Origin of the sequence: Phreatobacter sp. (assembly GCF_027532945.1) — a bacterium.
GTDB lineage: Bacteria > Pseudomonadota > Alphaproteobacteria > Rhizobiales > Phreatobacteraceae > Phreatobacter.
The window spans coordinates 89,504-110,292 of the sequence record NZ_JAPZTZ010000017.1 but is presented as its reverse complement, the minus strand read 5'-3'; the positions used below and the strand labels follow the sequence as shown (position 1 = coordinate 110,292).

At 69.3% G+C, this 20,789-nt stretch carries 21 protein-coding genes; 8 read left to right on the top strand and 13 right to left on the bottom strand.

Features of this window, described 5'->3' with window-relative positions; translation table 11 throughout:
- The first annotated feature begins 199 nt into the window (after nucleotides 1-199).
- A complete protein-coding gene (locus O9344_RS13675; protein ID WP_298478169.1) occupies nucleotides 200-1,171 on the top strand; it encodes an Hsp33 family molecular chaperone in 972 nt (323 codons plus the stop codon).
- A 3-nt stretch (nucleotides 1,172-1,174) separates the two neighbouring features.
- Here O9344_RS13675 and O9344_RS13670 read toward each other — a convergent pair whose 3' ends face one another.
- Entirely contained in the window at nucleotides 1,175-1,609 is a 435-nt protein-coding gene (locus O9344_RS13670; RefSeq protein ID WP_298478165.1) for a PaaI family thioesterase, read from the bottom strand.
- Nucleotides 1,610-1,687: 78 nt separating this feature from the next.
- Entirely contained in the window at nucleotides 1,688-3,814 is a 2,127-nt protein-coding gene (locus O9344_RS13665; RefSeq protein WP_298478162.1) for a glycosyltransferase, read from the bottom strand.
- 100 nt (nucleotides 3,815-3,914) lie between these two features.
- Here O9344_RS13665 and O9344_RS13660 point away from each other — a divergent pair, with 100 nt between their 5' ends.
- Nucleotides 3,915-4,784, top strand: coding sequence for a transporter substrate-binding domain-containing protein (locus O9344_RS13660; RefSeq protein WP_298478159.1), 870 nt, complete (start codon nucleotides 3,915-3,917; stop codon nucleotides 4,782-4,784).
- Between the two features lie 6 nt (nucleotides 4,785-4,790).
- Here the strand turns inward: O9344_RS13660 and O9344_RS13655 are convergent, their stop codons facing one another.
- Nucleotides 4,791-5,450: an MSMEG_1061 family FMN-dependent PPOX-type flavoprotein gene (locus tag O9344_RS13655; RefSeq protein WP_298478156.1), complete on the bottom strand. Its 660-nt coding sequence runs from the start codon at nucleotides 5,448-5,450 to the stop codon at nucleotides 4,791-4,793.
- Between the two features lie 28 nt (nucleotides 5,451-5,478).
- Nucleotides 5,479-6,567 (bottom strand): TRAP transporter substrate-binding protein, encoded by a 1,089-nt coding sequence (locus O9344_RS13650; protein ID WP_298478153.1) that lies wholly within the window; start codon nucleotides 6,565-6,567, stop codon nucleotides 5,479-5,481.
- Nucleotides 6,568-6,749: 182 nt separating this feature from the next.
- Between O9344_RS13650 and O9344_RS13645 the strand changes: the two genes are divergently transcribed.
- Complete coding sequence (locus O9344_RS13645) at nucleotides 6,750-7,367, top strand: DJ-1/PfpI family protein (RefSeq protein ID WP_298478150.1); 618 nt, start codon at nucleotides 6,750-6,752, stop codon at nucleotides 7,365-7,367.
- A gap of 6 nt (nucleotides 7,368-7,373) precedes the next feature.
- Here the strand turns inward: O9344_RS13645 and O9344_RS13640 are convergent, their stop codons facing one another.
- A complete protein-coding gene (locus tag O9344_RS13640) occupies nucleotides 7,374-7,949 on the bottom strand; it encodes a methylated-DNA--[protein]-cysteine S-methyltransferase (RefSeq protein WP_298478147.1) in 576 nt (191 codons plus the stop codon).
- Between the two features lie 119 nt (nucleotides 7,950-8,068).
- Here O9344_RS13640 and O9344_RS13635 point away from each other — a divergent pair, with 119 nt between their 5' ends.
- On the top strand, nucleotides 8,069-9,721 hold the full coding sequence (locus O9344_RS13635) for a lysine--tRNA ligase (protein WP_298478144.1): 1,653 nt from the start codon (nucleotides 8,069-8,071) through the stop codon (nucleotides 9,719-9,721).
- A 31-nt stretch (nucleotides 9,722-9,752) separates the two neighbouring features.
- Here O9344_RS13635 and O9344_RS13630 read toward each other — a convergent pair whose 3' ends face one another.
- Nucleotides 9,753-10,379, bottom strand: coding sequence for a helix-turn-helix transcriptional regulator (locus O9344_RS13630; RefSeq protein ID WP_298478141.1), 627 nt, complete (start codon nucleotides 10,377-10,379; stop codon nucleotides 9,753-9,755).
- 143 nt (nucleotides 10,380-10,522) lie between these two features.
- On the opposite strand from O9344_RS13630, the gene O9344_RS13625 reads away from it, so the two are divergent.
- Nucleotides 10,523-10,870, top strand: coding sequence for a DUF952 domain-containing protein (locus O9344_RS13625; protein WP_298478139.1), 348 nt, complete (start codon nucleotides 10,523-10,525; stop codon nucleotides 10,868-10,870).
- A gap of 78 nt (nucleotides 10,871-10,948) precedes the next feature.
- Complete coding sequence (gene apaG, locus O9344_RS13620; RefSeq protein ID WP_298478136.1) at nucleotides 10,949-11,341, top strand: Co2+/Mg2+ efflux protein ApaG; 393 nt, start codon at nucleotides 10,949-10,951, stop codon at nucleotides 11,339-11,341.
- A gap of 9 nt (nucleotides 11,342-11,350) precedes the next feature.
- Here apaG and O9344_RS13615 read toward each other — a convergent pair whose 3' ends face one another.
- The 7 genes from O9344_RS13615 to O9344_RS13585 all read right to left on the bottom strand — a co-directional run bounded on the left by O9344_RS13615 (nucleotide 11,351) and on the right by O9344_RS13585 (nucleotide 18,275).
- Nucleotides 11,351-12,130, bottom strand: coding sequence for a glucose 1-dehydrogenase (locus O9344_RS13615; protein WP_298478133.1), 780 nt, complete (start codon nucleotides 12,128-12,130; stop codon nucleotides 11,351-11,353).
- Entirely contained in the window at nucleotides 12,130-13,149 is a 1,020-nt protein-coding gene (locus O9344_RS13610) for a phosphotransferase (RefSeq protein ID WP_298478553.1), read from the bottom strand. Before O9344_RS13610 ends, O9344_RS13615 begins: the two co-directional genes overlap by 1 nt.
- A 152-nt stretch (nucleotides 13,150-13,301) precedes the next feature.
- Nucleotides 13,302-14,492 (bottom strand): acetyl-CoA C-acyltransferase, encoded by a 1,191-nt coding sequence (locus O9344_RS13605; protein ID WP_298478130.1) that lies wholly within the window; start codon nucleotides 14,490-14,492, stop codon nucleotides 13,302-13,304.
- Between the two features lie 32 nt (nucleotides 14,493-14,524).
- A complete protein-coding gene (locus tag O9344_RS13600) occupies nucleotides 14,525-15,454 on the bottom strand; it encodes an SDR family NAD(P)-dependent oxidoreductase (protein WP_298478128.1) in 930 nt (309 codons plus the stop codon).
- A 10-nt stretch (nucleotides 15,455-15,464) separates the two neighbouring features.
- Nucleotides 15,465-15,926 (bottom strand): MaoC family dehydratase, encoded by a 462-nt coding sequence (locus O9344_RS13595; RefSeq protein ID WP_298478125.1) that lies wholly within the window; start codon nucleotides 15,924-15,926, stop codon nucleotides 15,465-15,467.
- A gap of 14 nt (nucleotides 15,927-15,940) precedes the next feature.
- The gene (locus O9344_RS13590) at nucleotides 15,941-17,077 is read right to left on the bottom strand and encodes an acyl-CoA dehydrogenase (RefSeq protein WP_298478122.1); all 1,137 of its coding nucleotides are present in this window, start codon (nucleotides 17,075-17,077) and stop codon (nucleotides 15,941-15,943) included.
- Nucleotides 17,078-17,084: 7 nt separating this feature from the next.
- Complete coding sequence (locus O9344_RS13585; RefSeq protein ID WP_298478119.1) at nucleotides 17,085-18,275, bottom strand: acyl-CoA dehydrogenase family protein; 1,191 nt, start codon at nucleotides 18,273-18,275, stop codon at nucleotides 17,085-17,087.
- Between the two features lie 229 nt (nucleotides 18,276-18,504).
- Here O9344_RS13585 and O9344_RS13580 point away from each other — a divergent pair, with 229 nt between their 5' ends.
- Together O9344_RS13580 and O9344_RS13575 are read left to right on the top strand one after the other, a co-directional pair.
- A complete protein-coding gene (locus O9344_RS13580) occupies nucleotides 18,505-20,145 on the top strand; it encodes a long-chain-fatty-acid--CoA ligase (protein WP_298478116.1) in 1,641 nt (546 codons plus the stop codon).
- Entirely contained in the window at nucleotides 20,142-20,777 is a 636-nt protein-coding gene (locus tag O9344_RS13575; protein WP_298478113.1) for a TetR/AcrR family transcriptional regulator, read from the top strand. Before O9344_RS13580 ends, O9344_RS13575 begins: the two co-directional genes overlap by 4 nt.
- Nucleotides 20,778-20,789: the final 12 nt, after the last annotated feature.

The window sequence follows — 20,789 nt, the reverse complement described above, 5'->3', positions numbered from 1 at the left end:
GACGGACACCCCGTCGTGCCATGATTTGCCATGCAGGTGTGACCGCGACGCAACGATCGCTCCTGTTCAATACACCAGCACCTTGAAAAATCCTGCGTAGTTCTGCGGAGAGTGATCACGGCGCCGTGATCGCCGGAGGCACCGCTCCGCGCCGTATCTGCCTCTCGCATTCCCGGCCCGGAAGGCTCATATAGCCGGCATGTCCACGATCCCCGACATCACCCATGGCGCTGACGACATCGTCGTGCCCTTCCAGGTCGAAGAAATCGATTTGCGCGGCCGCGTCATCCGCCTCGGCCGTTCCGTCTCGACCATGATCGACCGCCATGGCTATCCCGCCCCGGTGGCCCGCGTTCTGGCGGAGGCCACCGCGCTCACCCTGCTGCTCGGCTCGGGCCTTAAGTTCGACGGCCGGCTGATCCTGCAGACCCAGACCAACGGCCCCGTTCGAATGGTCGTGGTGGACGTTGCAACGCCTGATCGCGTCAGGGCCCTGGCCCGTTTCGACGCCGAGGCGGTGGATGCCGCCATCGCTGCCGGCCAGGCCGAGCCCGCGTCGCTCCTCGGCGACGGCCAGCTGGTCATGACCATCGACCAGGGCGGCGACATGCAGCGCTACCAGGGCATCGTCTCCCTTGACGGCCAGGGGCTGGAGAAGGCGGCCGATCAGTATTTCCGCCAGTCCGAGCAGATCGACACCCGCGTCCGCCTGGCGGCGGCGGAGGAATTCGTCGCCGGCGACAACGGCCTGACCCGCGCCTGGCGCGCCGGCGGGGTGCTTGTCCAGCACCTGCCGAAAGCCTCCACCGGCCATCGCGACCTCGATCCGGGCGATGCGCCGGACGGCACCGCCATCCCCGAACCGGACGAGGCCTGGGCCGAGGCCCGTGCGCTCACCGACACGATCGGCGACGACGAACTTGTCGACCGCAACCTGTCGCCGGAGCGGCTGCTGTTCCGCCTCTTCCACGAGCGCGGCGTCAGGGTCTTTGACGCGCAGGACGTGCGCGAGCATTGCACCTGCTCGCGCGACCGCATCGACGGCATCATCCGCAGCTTCTCGAAGGACGAGCGCCGCGACATGGTCGAGGACGGCGCCATCACCGTCACCTGCGAGTATTGCTCGTCGAGCTACCGCTTCGCGCCGGGCGAATTCGACGCGGCGGAGTAAAGGTCAGCCCTCCCGCTGAAACCGGCGGAAGGTGCCCACGCCCTCGGCGATCGGGTTGCCCTTGTCGTCCTCGCAGCGGATGGTCACGAAGGCGACGCTCTTGCCGCCGCCCGTGCGGGTGGCGGTCACTTTCAGCGTGCCCTCCCGCGCCGTGCCGAGATAGTTCACCGTCAGCGACAGGGTGACGCCGCGCCCGTCCACGGCGTCGGGGTCCTTCGGGGGGCCGCCGAGCGCCGCATAGCCGCCGGCCGAATCCATCAGCGTCGCGACGAGGCCGCCATGCAGGCCGCCGCCGCGATTCATGAACTCCTCGCGCACCGGGCAGAGCATGACGGCATGACCGTCGCTCCACTCCACCACCTCCCAGCCGATCAGGCGATGGAAGGCGCTGTGGCGATCGGTTGGCCGGACCGCGACCGGTGCATCCCCCTCGCTCATTCCGTGTCATCCCTCCCTCGGCTGCGGCGCGGGACCATGTCGCGGCGCAGCGACGGAGGCAAGGTCGCAGGGGCGGGCTCAACCTCGTTCGAATGGCGGAGATGCGCGGGACGCGGACCCGCCGAGGTCCCGCGCCATCGCCTCAAGCCCCGACACGATCGACGGCGAAGCCTTTCCCCGCTTGAGCCGCAAGGCGTGACGTCTCAGCGCCGCCGCCACGTCCTGCGGCTGGTGCCGCCGCGTCGCCAGCGCGACCTCTGTCAGGACACGCACGCGCTCAAGAACCTCGGCCTCGACGGGAGAGGGCTGGCCGGCGGCACGACGATCCTCCGGCCAGGCGATGCCGCCATGGGCGGTTTTCTCCCAATGGAACGGACGCGACCAGAGCTGGCGAAGCGCCATGAGAGCAGCAAGGCCCATGGCGAGCCAGACCACGGGCAGGAGCGGTAGCCACGGCAGGAGGCCGGTGCGCCCGCCCCGCGCGAGCCCGGCGGCGAGGAACACGAGGCTCCCGCCATAGCCGGCGACGAAGACCAGGGCCGCCGCGCCGAGCCAGGGCGGCGGCCCGTGTAGCCCCCAGCCGGTCGCGAGCGCCGCGAGGGCGACGAGATGGACGAGGGCGGCGAGCAACGATCCCGCCAGCGTCACGCCAAGGGCAAGGCAGCCGCCGATGCCGAGCTCGCGGTGAAGATGCAGCGGCCGCCGCGCGAGGACGGCGAGGGTCTGCATCCACCCCTTGAACCAGCGGGCGCGCTGGCCGATCCAGCCGGCGACGGTGGCCGGCGGCTCTTCCCGCGTCGGCGTTGCGATTGTGCCGGTGGTGAAGCCGTGGCGGGCGAGGCGAAAGCCGAGATCGGCGTCCTCGGTGACGTTGTAGGGGTCCCAACCGCCGGCAGCGACCAGCGCCGACCGGCGGAAATGGTTGGAGGTTCCGCCGAGCGGCAGCGGCCAGCCCCAGCGGGCGAGCGCCGGCAGCAGCACGCGAAACAGCGCCTCGTATTCCGCCGCGAAGAAGCGCGATAGCAGCCCCGGCGCATCGACCATGGTGAGCGGCGCCTGCAGGCAACCCATCGATGCATCCGCCGCGGCGAAGGTCTCCGCCGCCTCGCGGAGCTGGCCAGGTCCCGGCCGGTCCTCGGCGTCGTAGACGACGACGTGATCGCCATCGGCCAGCGCGAGGCCGAGCATCAGCGCCTTGGGCTTGGTGCGCGGCCCATCTGGCGGCAGGACCACGACCTGGACAGCCGGGTCCGGCCGGCAGGCGACGATGGCCGCCCGCGTGTCCGGGTCATCGGCCTCGACCAGCAGCAGGATCGTCAGCTTCGCGCGCGGATAGTCCAGCCCACCGAGCGCGGCGAGCAAGGCCTGCACGACGGCGGCCTCGCGATGGAGCGGGCAGAGGATCGTGTAGCGGGGAAGTTCGGCGTCGCAGAGGGTCTGGCGCGGAAACGGCGGCGGGCGGATCGCGCAGGCCGACAGCCGAATGGCCGTCCAGAGGACGACCAGCAGCCCGACAGCGGCACCGGCCGCCAGCGCGAAGGGCGGTGGCGCAAAGGCCAGCGCCGCGAACAGGCCCGCAAGCCCCAGTGCAAGCAGCGCAGCGGTCCACCGCATCAGGTCGCGGTCGCCGGCAGACGCGGCGGGATCGCCCCGTGCGAGATGGGTCACCGCCTCCTCGACCCAGACAGCCTCCGCCCAGCGCCGCAGCAGCGCCGAGAAGGCGGCCTCTGTCGCCAGCACCAGCGGCAAGGCACCGCCTGCAATGGCCACCCGACCGGCGGCAAGCCTCTCGGCAGTCGCGCCATCGGGCGCCACCAGCACGGCCATGCCGCCAACCGACCGGTCGATCGCCACCCAGCCGCGCTCGCGCAGGGCCCGCCACTCGGACCGGTCCGCCGCGATCTGGATGGCCGCCTCGGCCCGGATGACCCCGGCACCGATGCGGCGGGCGAGACGGTCGATCATCGCCTCGGGCGTGACCAGGCCGAGCCCGATGGCGGCATCGAGCGGATCGACGCCCCAGCGCCGCGCCACCCAGTCCACCCGCGGCCGATGCAGCGGCGCGACCAACTCGTCGACGAGGCGTGGCTGACGGGTCGGCGCGACGACCGGACGATCCTGCCGCGGGAGCGGCGCCGGGCGGCGCTGCGGCTGCGCCCATGACGCTCCGCCCCCCACCGGACGCCCCTCCTCCACAAAGCGCATGATCCGCGCCCCCCAGCCGGCCCCTCCCGGAACGCCGCAGTCGAGGCTATAAGCGGCCGGTGATCCGGCATCAGTCGGACAAACACGGATGACGTGCGCGATGGCGCCTCTGCTGATTATGGTTGCATCGATCCTGGTCGCCGCGGCCGTGCCGTCGCAGGCGCAGGTGCCTCCCGCCCCGCCGGCGGCCGAGGCCGGTGCCCCGACCGTGCTCATCCCCGGCTACTGGGACCCGCGCCGGCGCACCGACCGCGTCGATCTCACCCGCGTGCCGCAGATCCGCTTCCTCACCGATGACGAGCTGCCGCCCTTCGGCTTCCCCGGCCCCGACGGTCGCCCTGCCGGATTCAACGTCGACCTCGCCCGCGCAATCTGCGAGGAGTTGAAGATCCCCTGCACCATCCAGGCGCGGCGCCTGGACCTCCTCACCGAAGGGCTGGATCGCAATGCCGGCGATGCGGTCATCGCCTCGCTCGCCATCACGCCGGACCTGCGCCGGCGCTTCGAAGTCTCCGACCGCTATCTCGACACGCCGGCCCGCTTCGTCATGCGCAAGGATACGCGGCTCACCGATGCGAGCCCGGAAGCGCTCGCCGGCCGCTCCATCGCCGTGGTGCAGGGCTCGGCCCACGAGGCCTATGCCGCGACGTTCTACCCGACGTCGTCGCTGCGCCGCTTCCCCGACATCGCCGCGGCCCGGAAGGCGTTGCTGGAGCGCGACGTCGACGTGCTCTTCGCCGACGGCGTCGCCTCCGGCTTCTGGATCATCGGCGAGGCCTCGGCGGATTGCTGCCGCTTCCTCGGTGGCGCCTTCACCGAGAACCGCTATTTCGGCGAGGGCCTCGCCATCGTCATGCGTCGCGGCAACGAGCCCCTGCGCCGCGCCATCAACCACGCCCTGCAGCGGCTGTGGGAGAAGGGCATCTATGCCGAACTGGTGCTGAAGGCCTTTCCCGGCGGGATCTACTGAGCCCGGTCAGTACATGCCGCGCCTTGCCATCTCGGCGCCCTGACGATCGCTCTCGTCCTGGGTCAAGCCTTCGCAATGGTCGACCAGCATCGCGCCATAGCTCGGCAGGTCGTCGCGGTTGATGTAGCGGCTCGGGTCCCAGAGCGATGCCCGGTTCACCGCCTTGGCGCAGTGGAGATAGGCCTCGCCAACGGTAACGAGCACGCCGATCTTCGGCGGGCGTCCCTGCACCTCGGACGCGGCGAGAAGGTCCGCATCATCCGTGACGCGCGCCCGGCCGTTGACCCTCAGCACCTCCGCCATCCCCGGCACCACGAAGAGCATGCCGATGATCCCGGTGGCGAAGATGTTCTCCAGCGAGTCGAAGCGGTTGTTGCCGATGCGGTCGGGCAGAAGCAGGTGCGTGTCGTCGAGCACCCGCAAGAAGCCGGCGGGATCGCCACGCGGCGACACGTCGGCGCCCTTCGGCCCGTGCGTGCCGACGATCACGAAGGTCGACCGGGCGATGATCGCCCGGCAGTGCTTGTCGAGCCGGGTGATCACCTTGTCGGTCGCCCGCGACATCGGCGCGGGATGGACGGCCCGGACGGCGTCGATGGAGGCGACATAGCTCACCGCCTCCGGATCGAAGGCGGGAGCCGCCTCCGGCGTCGTGTGGATCGTCATCGGCTGTCCTCCCCGCGACCGCCCCGCCTCAGCTGCGCCGGAGCCGCAGCATCATCAGGTCATACTGAAAATCCGCAACCTGATGGTACATGTTGCCCTTGCGCTGGAACTCGCGCTGATGCGCGAACATGCGGGCAAACTCGGGGTTCGTCGCGGTGATCTCCTTGTAGTAGGCCTCCGCCTCCACATAGAGCCGCTCCAGCACCTCCTGCGGAAAGAGCGAGACCTGCACGCCCTGCGCCACAAGGCGCATCAGCGCTTCCGGGTTCTTCTGGTCGTAATGGGCGAGCATGTCGGTGGTCGCGGCCTGCGCCGCCACCTCCACCGCCTTCTTGTAGAGCGGCGGCAGTTCGTTCCACTTGGCGAGGTTGAAGGCGCCGTGGAACACGGTGCCACCCTCCTGCCAGCCGGGGGCATAGTAGCGCTGCGCCACCTTGTTGAAGCCGAGCTTCTCGTCGTCATAGGGCCCGATATACTCGACAGCGTCGATCGTGCCGCGCTCCAGCGCCGGATAGATGTCGCCGGGAGCGATCTGCTGCGGCACGACGCCGAGCCGCGCGGCGATGGTGCCGGCGAGGCCCGCGATCCGCATCTTCATGCCCGACAGGTCGGCAACCGTCTTGATCTCCTTGCGGAACCAGCCGCCCCACTGCATCCCCGTATTGCCGCAGGGCAGCGCATAGACATTGTATTTCTGGAAGAAGGCGTTGGTCATGGCGAGGCCACCGCCGTGATAGTACCAGGCGTGCTGCTGGCGCGGGTTCATCAGGAACGGCACCGAGGCGGTGAGCGCGAAGGTCGGGTCCTTGCCCACATAGAAGAGCATGCCGGTATAGGCGGCCTCCACCGTGCCGTTGGAGACGGCATCGAGTGCCTGCAGACCGGGCACGATCTCGCCCGCGGCGAACTGCTGAATGGTGAAGCGGCCCTCAGTCAGCTCGCCCACATGGCGGCAGAACTGCTCGGCGGCGCCATAGGTGATATCGAGGCTCTTCGGAAAACTCGACGTCGCGCGCCAGCGGATGGTCGGCAGCGACTGCGCGATGGCGGGGCTGGCGACTGCCGCGCCGGCCAGAAGGGCGGCACCGGTCGAAGTGAGCACGTCTCGGCGTTTCATGCGGAACCTCCGGGGTCGGTCGGGCCGCGGCCATCGCGGCTTTGTCCGATGGTCCCAGTCGCAACCGCCATGCCACCCGCGGCCCCCTTCAGCGCGATGCAGCCCTGCGCGCGGCCCAACCGTTGCATCTGTCGCCACCGGGAGGACCCAACATGCATCGGGACCGGCAAGCAGCCGCACGCATGGGCGTCATCGTCTATCCGGGGGTCGAGCCCATCGATATCGGCGGCACGACCGGCGTCGTCTCCATGGCGCGGCGGATCCTGCCGAACATCAGCGCCGTGACCATCGCCGCAGAGGCGGGTCCCGTGGCGCTCGCCGGGGGTCTCACCATCCTCGCCGATGCGGGCTTCGCCGAAGCGCCCGCCTGCGACACCTATATCGTCACCGGCGGACCGGGCTGGCGCGAGCAGGTCACCGACCCCGCCATGCTCGCCTTCCTGCGTGGCCTCGATCCGCTGCGCCTCGCCTCCGTCTGCACCGGCGCGCTCATTCTCGCAGCCTCCGGCACCCTCGACGGGCATCGCCTCACCACCCGGCGGCGGGCCGTCGGTGCGGAGACGGACGCACCGCTGGCGCTCATCATCAGCTTTGCCCGCGGGAGTGAGCCGGTGGAGGCGGCCGTGGTCGAGGACCGCGGCATAGTCACCGGCGGCGGCGTGTCGCTCGCCATTGACGCGACGCTGCACATCATCGGCCGGCTCTATGGTGCGGAGACGCGCGACGAGGTGGCGGCGCTGATCGAGTACGACCGGGCCTTCGCCGCCAACCGTGCGGCCCTCGGCCATGTGATCGCGTAGCGGCGCCTAGCGACGCGGCTTCACCGCAAGGCCGAAGGCCGGATCGTCGTCGAAGAGGGTTGGCGCGGCGGAGGTGCGCGCCCGCTCGATCGACAGAAGCTTCAGCTTGGTCTCGACGCCGCCCGGCGCCGAGAAACCGCCGGTGCCACCGCTCGCCGCGAGAACGCGGTGGCAGGGCACGATGATCGGCCAGGGATTGGCGCCGAGCGCCCGGCCCACCGCCTGTGCGGCGCCCGGCTCGCCGATGCGGCGGGCGACCTCGCCATAGGTCAGCGTCTCGCCGGGCGGGATCGTCAGCGCCACGTCATAGACGCGGGCGGGGAAGTCTGCGAGGCCGGCCCGGTCGAGCGGCGCATCGGACAGATCCACGCGCTCGCCACCGGCCAGCGCCACGATCCGGTCGATGATAGCGCGGATGGCGGGCGGCGGCTCGGCCTCGGCTGCGCCGGGATGCCGGGCCAGAAGGCTCGCCCGCGTTGCCTCGCGGCTTGCCGCCGGCAGGCGCACGCCGACGATGCCGCCCTCGCCCCAGGCGAGGCCGACGGTTCCGAGCACGGTGTCGAAAAGGACGAACGAGATCACGGGCGGAGCCTAGCAGAGGCCGCGGCCATCGTCGTGGCGGCAGCGGCTTTCATTGACCTTCTAGCCCCCCCGCCCTATTGCAACCCACCCGTTTCCTTCGCTTGCCGCCGGACCCCGCCATGTTGCCCGCGCTCCCGATCACGCCTGCCCTCCTGGAGGCCGCCCGCGTCTCCACCGCCTGGCCGTTCGAGGAAGCGAAGAAACTCGTGGCGCGGCTCGAAAAGACGCCGAAGAACCGTCCGATCATTTTCGAGACCGGCTACGGCCCCTCGGGGCTGCCGCATATCGGCACCTTCGGCGAGGTCGCCCGCACCACCATGGTGCGCAACGCCTTCCGCCTCCTCACCGAGGACAAGATCCCGACGCGCCTCGTCGCTTTCTCCGACGACCTCGACGGTCTGAGGAAGGTGCCGGACAACGTGCCGAACAAGGAGCTGCTCGCCCAGCATCTCGGCCGCGCGCTCACCGCCGTGCCCGATCCTTTCGGCACGCATGACAGCTTCGGCGCCCACAACAATGCCCGCCTGCGCGGCTTCCTCGACCAGTTCGGCTTCGACTACGAGTTCGTCTCCTCGACCGCCATGTACCGGTCGGGCGCCTTCGATGCGACGCTGATGACCGCCCTCGAGCGCTTCGACGCCATCCAGGCGATCATGCTCCCGACACTGGGCGAGGAGCGCCGCGCCACCTATTCGCCCTTCCTGCCGATCCACCCGGAATCGGGCGTGGTCATGCAGGTGCCGGTGGAGGAGCGCAACGTTTCCAAGGGCACCATCGTCTGGCGCGACCCGGCCTCGGGCACGCGCTACGAGACGCCGGTGACCGGCGGCCACGCCAAGATGCAGTGGAAGCCGGACTGGGCCATGCGCTGGACCGCCCTCGGCGTCGATTACGAAATGGCCGGCAAGGACCTGATCGATTCCGTGACGCAGTCGGGGAAGATCTGCCGCGCGCTCGGCGGCACGCCGCCGGAAGGCTTCAACTACGAGCTCTTCCTCGACGAGAACGGCAGCAAGATCTCGAAGTCCAAGGGCAATGGCCTGACCATCGAGGACTGGCTGGCCTATGCCTCGCCCGAGAGCCTGTCGCTGTTCATGTACCAGAACCCGAAGAGCGCCAAGCGGCTCTATTTCGACGTCATCCCGCGCAATGTCGACGACTACCTGACCTTTGTCGAGAAGTTCCCAGGTCAGGACGAGAAGGCCCGGCTGATGAACCCGGCCTGGCACATCCATTCCGGCACGCCGCCGACGGTCGAGGTGCCGATCTCCTTCTCCATGCTGATGAACCTCGTCTCGGTGTCGAACGCGCCGGAGACCAGCGTGCTCTGGGGCTTCATCCGCCGCTATGCGCCCGACGCCTCGCCGGAGAAGAACCCGAAGCTCGACGAGCTCGCCGGCTATGCGGTGCGCTACTTCCACGACTTCGTGAAGCCGACCAAGGTCTACAAGGAGGCCGACGCGGTCGAGCGCGAGGCGCTGGAGGCGCTCGCCGCCGCCATCATGGCGCTGCCGAAGGACGCCAGCGCCGAGGACGTGCAGGGTGCCGTCTACGATGTCGGCCGCGCCATCCCGCGCTACCAGGACCTCAAGGCCAAGGGCGCGACGCCGGAGAAGCCCGGCGTCTCCGCCGAATGGTTCTCGGCCATCTACAAGGTGCTGCTCGGACAGGAGAAGGGCCCGCGCTTCGGCTCCTTCGCCGTCCTCTACGGCCTCGACGAGACCCGCGCGCTGATCCGCAAGGCGCTGGTGGGCGAGTTCGTGAAGGGGTGAGCGACGAGGGGCGACGCCGTCCGGCGCCCCCCTACTGGCTCACCCACATGATCCGCGCCATCCAGGCCACCTCCGACACGGCGAAACTGCGGTCGGCATGATCGGCATTGAGCGAGGCGAGCTCGACCGTCTTGTTGGTCTGGCGCTTCAGCTCCTTGGCCATGATCTCGCCCTCGGCGGTCTGCACCACGACGCGGTCGCCACGGCGGATCGGCGCGGTCGGCGAGACGACGATGCGGTCGCCGTCACGATAGACCGGCAGCATGGAATCGCCCTGGATCTCCAGCGCATAGATCGCCTCCTCCGGCACGTCCGGGAAGGACACTTCATCCCAGCCGTTGCCGGCCGGCATCCCGCTCTGGTCGAAATAGCCCCCGGCGCCAGCCTGCGCGAAGCCGAGGATCGGTAGCGGCCGCGTCGCCAGCCGCGCCCCGCCGACCAGCGCGACAAACTCACCGAAACTGGTGCCCGTGGCATTCAGCACCTTGGCGAGCGACTCGGTGGAGGGCCAGCGCTCGCGCCCGTCCAGCATGACGCGCTTCGACTTGTTGAAGGTGGTGGCGTCCAGCCCGGCGCGCTTGGCAAGGCCCGAGGCGGACAGGCCGTTGGTCTCAGCCAGACGATCGATGGCCGCCCAGATATCGGCGTGCGAGAACATGAGGCCTCCCGGCATGAAGCGGAGAAGCCGCTGCAATGCCCCGGATGTCAGGAAGAACATCCGTTTCTAGGACTATTGGCCTTGACAGCGCCTGTCAATCCACGGCAAGTCCGCGCGGATCACATCGTGCCGCCGGTGAAGCCATGACCCCCACCATCTATAAGATCTCGCCGCGCGCCGCATGGCAGCAGGCGGAGGCCGCCGGCCGCTTCACCGGCGCTCCGGTCGACCTCGCCGATGGCTACATCCATTTCTCCACGGCCGCGCAGGCGGTCGAGACGGCTGCCAAGCACTTCGCCGGACAGGCCGACCTCGTCCTCGTCGCAGTGGATGCCGCCCGCCTCGGCGAAACGCTGCGCTGGGAGCCCTCCCGCGGCGGCGCCCTCTTCCCCCATCTCTACGCCGATCTCGGCATGGACGCCGTGCTCTGGGTGAAGCCGCTGCCGCTTGGGCCCGACGGCCGCCACATCTTCCCGGACATGCCGGCCTGAGGCGCTCGCGGAACCGTCAACGGTTGACAGGCTTCGCCGGCTTGGCGAGCCTGTCGGGCGAGCCGAGGGAGGCATCCGATGTATCGCGCGCTGACGCGGGGCATCCAGGTCACGGTGACGCCGGAATTCCTGCCCGACCGGTCGGAACCGGACTCCAACCAGTTCTTCTGGGCCTATCACGTCGAGATCCTGAACCTGTCGGGCGAGCGGGTGCAGCTGCGCGCCCGCTACTGGCGCATCACCGACCAGATCGGGCGGCTGCAGGAGGTGCGCGGGCCGGGCGTCGTCGGCGAGCAGCCGATCATCGAGCCGGGCGCCGCCTTCGAATATTCGTCCGGATGCCCGCTCACCACGCCGACCGGCATCATGGCCGGGCATTACCTGATGGTCAGCGAGCGCAACGAGAGCTTCCACGCGGAGATCCCGGCCTTCTCGCTCGACAGCCCCTTTGCCCACCGCACGGTGAACTGAAGGCCGGCCTCAGAGCGCCGTGAGCCCGCCATCGACCACGAGGGCGTGGCCGGTCATGAAGGAATTCTCGTCCGAACAGATCCACAGCATGGCCTGGACGATTTCGTCGGCCGTGCCGGCGCGGCGCATCGGCATGGTCTGGACGAGGCGCGAGACCATCTCCTCCTGCGTCCGGCCGGGCTGGGCGAGCGACTGGGTGAGCATCGGCGTCTCGGCGAAGGCCGGGCAGATGGCATTGATGCGCACGCCCTTGCGCGCGGTCTCGGCGGCCGCCGTCTTGGTCAGGCCGATCACCGCGTGCTTGGCCGCCGCATAGGCGGCGAGCAGCGGCGCGCCGGCGACACCGGCGACGGAGGCCGTGTTGAGGATGACGCCGCCGCCCTGCCGCTCCATGACCGGGATCTGCGCCTTCATCCCATGGAAAACGCCCATGACATTGACGTCGATCATGCGCCGCATGACCGCCTCGTCGGTATCGACGAGCTTCATCGTTCCGTGGGCCACGCCGGCATTGTTGAGGGCGACGTCGAGGCGGCCGAAGGCATCGGTGCCGGCGGCGACGAGCGCCGTAACGGCCGCCCCGTCGGAGACGTCGGTCACGCGGGCGACGACCTTCGCACCGGCCGCCTCCGCGAGGCGCTGGGTCTCGGCAAGACCCGCCGCCTGGATGTCGCCGAGGACCAGCGAGGCGCCCTCCGTCGCGAAGCGCTCGGCAGCGCGGCGGCCGAAGCCGCTGGCGGCACCGGTGATCAGGACGACCTTGCCCTCGTAGCGGCGGATGGCGGTCATCACGGACCCTTCTCGATGACGTCCACGGCCATGCGCGCGAGGATCGGGATATTGTCCTTCACCTGCATGGCGCGCTCGGGGTTCGAGGCATTGCCGGACAGCGCCCGCTTCAGCACGCCCTGCAGGATCGCCGCCATGCGGAACAGCGAGAAGGCGAGGTAGAAGCTCCAGTCGGGGATGCCGTCGATGCCGGTGCGCTGGCAATAGCGCGCCACATAGTCCGCCTCGCTCGGGATGCCGACAGCCTTGCGGTCGATGCCGGCAAGGCCGCGGAACGAGCCGGCATGGGGCAGCCGCCAGTGCATGCACTGGTAGGCGATGTCGGCGAAGGGATGGCCGATGGTCGAGAGCTCCCAGTCGAGGATGGCGAGGAGCTCCGGGCTCGACTGGGCGAAAATCATGTTGTCGATGCGGTAGTCGCCATGGACGAGCGAGGAGCAGCCGTCATCCGGCGGCAGGTTCTGCTCGAGCCAGGTGATGACCTGGTCGACATAGGGCAGGTGCTCCGTCTCCGAGGCGCGGTACTGTTCCGTCCAGCGCGACAGCTGGCGGGCAAAATAATTGCCGGGCCTGCCGAAATCGGCGAGGCCGACGGCCGCCGGATCGACCATGTGCAGGGCGGCGAGCGCCGCGTTCATGGCGTCGTAGATCGCCGAGCGCTGCTCCCTGGAGACCTCGGGGATCGCCGGGTCCCAGATGATCCGGCCCTCGACGAATTCCATCACGTAGAAGGCGGTGCCGATGACGCTCTCGTCCTCGCAGAGCACATGCATCTTCGGAACGGGAACGGCGGTGCCGCCGAGCGCCTTCATCACGCGATACTCGCGGTCGACGGCATGGGCGGACTTGAGCAGCTGCCCCGGCGGCTTCTTGCGCAGCACGGCACGGCCGCCGGAATGGGTCAGCATGAAGGTCGGGTTGGACTGGCCACCGGCGAACTTCTCCGCCTTCACCGGCCCGCGGAAGCCCGGCCAGTGGGCCTCGAGATAGGCGCCGAGCGCCGCTTCGTCGATGATCATGGCGGATGCCGGCACTGGCGTGGCCAAGGCGGAACTCCCTGCGGATGCGAGGCGGCGCCGGTCGGCGCGCCACCGCTGTCATGCGGCAGCGCGACACTGCCATGGCGCCCGGCCATCCGTCCTCTCCGACGGAAGGCCGAGGCGCGGTTTCGTCAGGCGACCTCGAACAGGCCGGCAGCGCCCATGCCGCCGCCGATGCACATGGTGACGACCACATGCTTGGCGCCGCGGCGCTTGCCCTCGATGAGGGCGTGGCCGGCGAGGCGCGCGCCCGAGACGCCGTAGGGGTGGCCGACGGCAATGGCGCCGCCATTCACGTTGAGCCGGTCGGCAGGGATGCCGAGCTTGTCACGGCAATAGAGGACCTGCACCGCGAAGGCCTCGTTCAGCTCCCACAGGTCGATGTCCTCGACGCGCAGGCCGGCGCGCTTCAGGAGCTTCGGCACCGCGAAGACCGGGCCGATACCCATCTCGTCCGGCTCGCAGCCCGCCACCGCGAAGCCACGGAAGATGCCGAGCGGGGCGAGGCCACGCTTCTCGGCAAGCTTCGCCTCCATCACCACCGCCATGGAGGCGCCGTCGGAGAACTGGCTGGCATTGCCGGCGGAGATCACGCCGCCCTCGAGGGCCGGGCGGATCTTGGCGACGCCCTCATAGGTCGTGTCAGCGCGGATGCCCTCGTCCTCGGTGAGGGTGACCTCCTCCTCCCAGGTGCGCACGACCTCCTTCTTCTCGTTGATCTCCGACTTCAGCATCTTCGTGGTGAAGGGAACGATCTCCTGGTCGAACTTGCGGCCCTGGCGGGCGGCGGCAGCGCGGCGCTGGCTCTCGACGCCGTACTCGTCCTGGCGCTCGCGCGGGATGCCGTAGCGCTTGGCCACCATCTCCGCCGTCTGCAGCATGGACCAGTAGATCTCCGGCTTCTTCGCCTTGAGCGCCGGGTCCTGGCCGTTCGACTTGTTCGCCTGGTTCTGCACCAGCGAGATCGATTCCACGCCGCCCGCGACATAGATGTCCGCCTCGCCGGAAATGATGTTCTGGGCGGCCGTCGCGATGGTCTGCAGGCCCGAGGAGCAGAAGCGGTTGATGGTCATGCCGGAGACATTGACCGGGCAGCCTGAGGCCAGCGCGATCTGGCGGGCGATATTGCCGCCGGTAGCGCCCTCGGGCGTGGCACAGCCGACGATGACGTCCTCGACCTCGCCGGGATCGATCCCGGCGCGGGCGATGGCATGGCTCGCGGCATGGCCGCCCATGGACGCGCCATGGGTGTTGTTCAGCGCGCCCTTCCAGGACTTCGCCAGGCCCGTGCGGGCGGTGGAAACGATGACGGCTTCACGCATGGGTCTCTCCTGACGTGTCCTGATACGGGTGGTCAGCCGCGCGGCGGCAGGGCGATGCCCTTGGCGGCGGCGGCCTTCATGGCGAATTTGGCGGTCTGCTCGAAGGCGCCCTGCAGCGCCTTCTGGCCATCGGGGTTGGAGATGTCGGCGAAGCGCGCGGCGATGGTCTCGGGCGTGCGCTCGGCCTCGTCCAGCCAGATGCCGTCGGTCTCGTAGATGAGCGTGCGGGCGAAGGCGCCGGCACCGGCGCAGAGGATCGTGCGCGACGGCCCCTGCTCGCTGACGAGGAAGAGCACGCCCGGCGTGATCGCCTCGGGCTTCAAGAGCGCCAGCGTCTCCGGCGTCATCAGCTCCTCGGTCATGCGCGTCGCGGCGGTCGGGGCGAGCGTGTTGACGCGGATGTCGGTCTTCGCGCCCTCCTGGTGGAGGACGTTCATCAGGCCGACCATGGCGGCTTTCGCGGCGCCGTAGTTCGCCTGGCCGAAATTGCCGTAGAGGCCCGAGGACGACGAGGTGAAGAGGATGCGGCCGTAATTCTGCGCCCGCATGATGTCCCACACCGCCTTGGTGCAGTTGACCGTGCCCATCAGGTGCACGTCCACCACCGCCTCGAAATCGGCGAGCTCCATCTTGGTGAAGGTCTTGTCGCGCAGGATGCCGGCATTGTTGATGAGGATGTCGATGCGGCCCCAGGTGTCCATGGTGCGCTTCACCATGTCCTGCACCTGACCGAAATCGGCGACATTGGCGCCATGGGCTATCGCCTCGCCCCCCGCCGCCTTGATCTCGGCGACGACCTTCTCCGCCGCCTCAGTGGAGCCGCCGGTGCCGTCGCGGGCGCCGCCGAAATCGACGATCACCACCTTGGCGCCGCGCGCCGCGAGACCGAGGGCATGGGAGCGGCCGAGGCCGTTGCCGGCGCCGGTGACGATGGCGACGCGGCCGTCGAAGCGAATGGTCATGGGGTGGTCCTCATTGCGTGAACGCGAGCGTGACCCAGTCGGCGGCGAGCGCCGGCTTCTCGGCGCCCTCGATCTCGACGGTCACGGCATGGGTGAGCTGGTGCTGCTGGGGCGACTTGCTATCGAGCGCCTTCAGCACGAAGCGGCCGCGGATGCGCGCGCCCGCCTTGACCGGGCTCATCATGCGCAGCCGGTCGAAGCCGTAGTTCACGCCCATGGTGCGCCCGGCAATGTCGGGGAGCGCGTCATAGGCCATGGCGGAGAGCATGGAGACGGTGAGGAAGCCGTGGGCGATGGTGCCGCCGAAGGGCGTCTGCTTCGCCTTCTCCACGTCGATATGGATGAACTGATGGTCGTGGGTCAGGTCCGCGAAGGCGTCGATCGCAGCCTGCGGGATGTCGAACCATTGCGACACGCCCACTTCCTGGCCGATGCGGCCCTTCAGCTCATCGATGGTCACTTGCTCTGCCATGGTCGTCCTCGGGATCAGAAACCGCGCGCCCGGGCGACGCGGTCGGCATGGAAATCGGCATCGCCGTAGAGGGTGGAGGCGACCTGCATCCGCTTCATGAACAGGCCGATATCGATGGCATCCGTCATGCCGATGCCGCCATGCATCTGCACCGCCTCCTGCGCCGCGAGCCGGGCAACGGACGAGGCCTTCGACTTGGCGACGGAGACGGCGAGCGATGCGCCCGCCGGATCGGTGTCGAGCGCCTGCAGCGCGGCGAGCACCGCCGAGCGGGCGACCTCCACCTCGCAGAAGAGATGGGCGGCGCGGTGCTGGAGGGCCTGGAAGGCACCGATGGTGCGACCGAACTGCTTGCGTTCACGCAGGTAGGCCATGGTGCGGCCGAAGCTCTCCTGGGCATTGCCCGAGAGCTCCGCGGCAAGGCCGGCGCGGCCTGCGCCGAGCACGACCTCGAGCAGGGGAAACCCGTCATCGACCTCGCCCACCACCGCATCGGCCGTCACCTCGACGCCGTCGAAGGTGAGCTCGGCGGCGCCGCGGGAATCGAGGGTCGAGAGGCGTTCGGATGAGAGGCCCTTCGTGCCGGTCTCGACGAGGAAGAGGCTGAGCCCTCCCGTCTCGCCGGCAGCGCCCGCCGTGCGCGCTGCGACCAGCACGGCATCGGCAGCCTGGCCATCCACCACATAGGTCTTGGTGCCCGAGAGGCGGAAACCGTTGCCGTGGCGCTCGGCCCGCATGGCCGTGCCAGCGGGATCGTGGCGGCGGCCTTCGTCCACGGCGGCGGCGATGACCGCCTCGCCAGCGACGATGGCGGGCAGCCAGCGCTCCTTCTGGGCAGGGGAGCCGGCGCGCGACAGGGCGGTCGCCGCCATCATGGCGGTGGAGAGGAAGGGCGAGGCGGTGAGCGTGCGGCCCATCTCCTCGCAGATCACGCCTGCGCCGACGAAGCCGAAGCCAAGCCCGCCCTGGTCCTCCGGCACGAGCACGCCAGTCCAGCCCATCTCCGCCATGGAGCGCCAGAGGTCGCGGTCGAAACCGTCGGTGACCTTCTCGTCGCGGATTTTGCGCAGCGCCGCGACCGGCGCCTTCTCGGAGACGAAGCCGCGGGCGGCGTCCTGCAGCATCACCTGGTCGTCATTGAGCACGAGCATGGCGGCCTCACGCATTCGGCAGCTGGAGGAGGCGCTTGGCGACGATGTCGAGCATCACCTCCGACGTGCCGCCCTCGATCGAATTGGCCTTGGTGCGCAGCCAGCCCCTCGGCCGCTCGCCGTCATTGGACCGCGCGCCCTCCCATTCGAGACCCTCATGGCCGGCGGCGCGCATCAGCAGCTCATGGCGGCGCTTGTTGAGCTCGGTGCCGTAGTATTTGAGCACGGCGGAACGGTCGCCGACGCCCTTGCCGCCGGAGGCCGCCTCGTCTTTGTAGCGGGCCATTGTCGCCGCAAAGGCGAGAGCATCGACCTCGGCGCGGGCGACGTCGGCGCGCAGGAAGGCATCGGCGAGCTTGCCCTCGCCGTCCGTGCCGATCTCATTGGCCGCGACCTGGCCCGGCGAGCGACCGCCGAGCAACCCACCGCCCCCGCCGCCGATCATCTCGCGCTCGTGGGTGAGAAGGTACTTGGCGATGTCCCAGCCACGGTTCAGCGTGCCGACGAGGTTCGCCTTCGGCACTGTCACGCCATCGAAGAAGGTCTCGCAGAACGGCGACTTGCCGGAGATGAGCAGGATGGGCTTGGTCGAAACGCCCGCCCAGGTCATGTCGAACAGCAGGAACGAGATGCCGAGATGCTTCGGCGCCGAAAAGTCGGTGCGCACCAGGCAGAAGATCATGTCGGCCTTGTCGGCATAGCTCGTCCAGATCTTCGAGCCGGTGACGACGAAATGGTCGCCGGCATCCTCGGCGCGGGTCTGGAGCGAGGCGAGGTCGGAGCCGGCATTGGGCTCGGAATAGCCCTGGCACCAGCGAATCTCGCCGCGGGCGATCCTCGGCAGATGCTCCTGCTTCTGCGCCTCCGAGCCGAAGGCGAGAAGGGCGGGACCCAGCATCCAGATGCCGAAGCTCTCCAGCGGCGAGCGCGCGCCGATCGCCCGCATCTCCTCCTTGAGAACCTTCACCTCCTCGTGGGAGAGGCCGCCGCCGCCATATTCCTTCGGCCAGCCCGGCACGGTCCAGCCGCGCGCCGCCATGCGCGTGAGCCAGACCTTCTGGGCCTCGGACTTGAAGACGAAGTTGCGGCCGCCCCAGCAGATGTCGTCATCGCCGGAGACGGGCGTGCGCATCTCGGCCGGGCAATTGGCATCGAGCCAGGCGCGCGTCTCGCGCCTGAAGGCTTCGAGGGCATCCATGGGCATCCTCCCGCGGGCGCCTTGGCCTTGTCGGCGGCCCCCTGCTTGTCGTCGTTGACGGCCCCGCCAAGGCAGGGACATACTCTGGAGTATGTTCGGGTGCCCGGCCGTTGTCGAGCCCCCCGCCGGGTGGTCCGGGCGCTCAGCCCGTCCCCCTTCCGGCAGAGGGCCGCCGGTCCCCGACGAAGCAAGGACGCCGCAAAGGCGCGACATGAGGGAGGATGCCGCGATGCTGCGCGGAATGATGATGGACACGCCGCTGAACGTGTCCGCGGCCATCGACTATGGCGCCGAGATGCACCCGGATGCGCGGATCGTCTCCGCCACCATCGAGGGCGGCATCCATCGCACCACCTATGCCGAGACGGCACCGCGCGTGGCCCAGCTCGCTCATGCGCTGAAGGCCCTCGGCGTGAGGCAAGGCGACCGCATCGCCACCCTCGCCTGGAACGGCTACCGCCACTTCGAGCTCTACTATGCCGTGGGTGGCATCGGCGCGGTCTGCCACACCATCAATCCGCGGCTCTTCCCCGAACAGCTCACCTACATCGTCAACCACGCTCAGGACCGCGTGCTGTTCTTCGACATCAACCTCGCGCCCCTCGTGGCGAAGATGCGGGCGCACTGGCCGAAGGACCTCGTCTATGTGGCGATGTGCAACCGGGCGCATCTGCCCACGGGCGAGGGCCTCGAGGGCGTCCTCGCCTATGAGGACCTGCTCGCCGGACAGCCGACCTCCTTCGCCTGGCCGCGCATCGACGAGAATGCCGCGGTCTCGCTCTGCTACACCTCCGGCACGACCGGCGAGCCCAAGGGCGCGCTCTATTCGCAGCGCTCGGTCATGCTGCACGCGCTGTTCACGCTGACCTCGGGCATGCCGGGCCTCCGCACCGGCCAGACGATCCTGCCCGTGGTGCCGCTCTTCCACGTCAATGCCTGGGGCCTCCCCTACACGGCGCCGATCACCGGCCTCAACCTCATCATGCCCGGCGTGAAGCTCGACGGCCCGAACCTTTGGGACCTCATGGAGAGCGAGCAGGTCTTCTCCTCCTGGGGCGTACCGACGGTGTGGATGGGTCTCCTCCAGGAGATCGAGAAGCGCGGCCGCAAGCCCGCCGCCCTCGGCGAGGTCATCATCGGCGGATCGGCGGCGCCGCGCGCCATGATCGAGGCCTTCGAAACCATGGGCGTCTCCATCGTCCATGGCTGGGGCATGACCGAGATGAGCCCGGTCGGCACCCTCGGCATCCTCGCCACCAAGGACCAGGGCAAGCCGCTTCAGGAGCGCATCGACCTGAAGGGACGGCAGGGCCGCCGCATGTTCGGCGTCGAGCTGAAGATCGTCGACGAGGCGGGCAAGGCGCTGCCCCATGACGGCGAGGCCTCGGGCGAGCTCTTCGTGCGCGGTCCGGGCATCATCTCCGGCTATTACGAGAACCCCGAGGCCAGCGCCCGCGCCTTCGACGCCGACGGCTGGTTCGGCACCGGCGACGTCGCCAAGATCACGCCCGACGGCTATCTCGTCATCGTCGACCGCACCAAGGATCTCGTGAAATCCGGCGGCGAGTGGATCTCGTCCATCGACGTCGAGAACGCCGCCATGGGCCATCCCGGCATCGCCGCCTGCGCCGTCATCGGCGTGCCGCATCCAAAATGGCAGGAGCGGCCGCTCCTCGTCGCGGTGAAGGCGCCCGGCGCCGAGCCGAGCAAGGCCGAGGTGCTGGCGACGCTGGAAAAGGCCATCGCCAAATGGCAGCTCCCCGACGACGTGGTCTTCGTCGACCAGCTGCCCCTCACCGCCACGGGCAAGATCTCCAAGCTGACGCTGCGCCGGCAATTCGCCGACCATCCGCTGCCGGAGGCCGGATGACCGCGCATCCCATTGCCGCCAACGACGGCATCAGTGCCGACCGCCGCGAGGAGGTGCTCGCCGCCGCCGCAGAATGTTTCATGCGGCGCGGCTACGAAGCGACGTCCATGGACGACGTGGCGGAGATGCTCGGCGCCACCAAGGGCCGCGTCTATCACCACTTCCGCTCCAAGCCGGAGCTGTTCTTCGAGGTGTTCCGGCGGGCCATCTCGATCCTGGCCCGCGAGGCCGGGGTGCACGAGACGGGACCGGGCACGGCCGCCGCGCGGCTCCGCCGCATGGCCCGTGCCCACGTGCTCTGCATGATGGAGACGCAGACCTTCCAGCGGAACCTCACCCTCGGCGTCGATCTCTATCGCTTCGGCGAGACCAGCGCCGAGCATCGCGCAACGCTGGAAGAGTTGATGGACCTGCGCCGTGCCTATGAGGACGCCTTCCGCCGCACCTTCGCGGCCGGCAAGGCCGATGGCTCGCTGGCGGCGCCCGACCCTTCCCTCGCCATGCGCACGCTGCTCGGCGCCATCAACTGGGTGGCAGTCTGGTACTCGCCGCGGCCCGGCGAAACCCGCGCCCATCGCGAGGCGCTGGCGGACGGGATCGTCGATCAGGTGCTGCAGGGGTATCTGGCTTAAGGGAGCATCGTT